This is a genomic window from Achromobacter sp. SIMBA_011 (genome assembly GCF_046535435.1).
In the GTDB taxonomy this organism is placed as follows: domain Bacteria; phylum Pseudomonadota; class Gammaproteobacteria; order Burkholderiales; family Burkholderiaceae_B; genus Achromobacter; species Achromobacter dolens.
Map to the genome: position 1 here is coordinate 1 of NZ_JAWRWN010000999.1, position 247 is coordinate 247.

Consider the following 247-nt stretch of genomic DNA (forward strand, 5'->3'; position numbering starts at 1 on the left):
CTTAATACGAACCGCGCTTCTGATTTGCTTTCGGGGCGGTGCGGGGGTTGCCATTGCCTTTTTCCGGATTCATGAGCCCCATCGCGGTCTTATTTCGCGCAGCCTTCGAATCGACCGGCGTATTCTTCGAAATAGTCGAGCGTCCGCCACCTGAGCTATCGCCTTGGCGAGTGATTTTGGAACCTTCCTTGTTTGCCACTGCCTTAAGTGGCTTTTCGTCGCGGTCCCAACTCGTCCCCGACTTCGG

The 247-nt window shown here is 55.9% G+C and carries 1 protein-coding gene; it reads right to left on the reverse strand.

Annotated elements, in window-relative coordinates; genetic code table 11:
• Position 1: 1 nt before the first annotated feature.
• Positions 2 to 247, reverse strand: a 246-nt coding sequence (locus SB816_RS34020) for a hypothetical protein (protein ID WP_410548502.1), incomplete at its 5' end; no start/stop codon positions are given.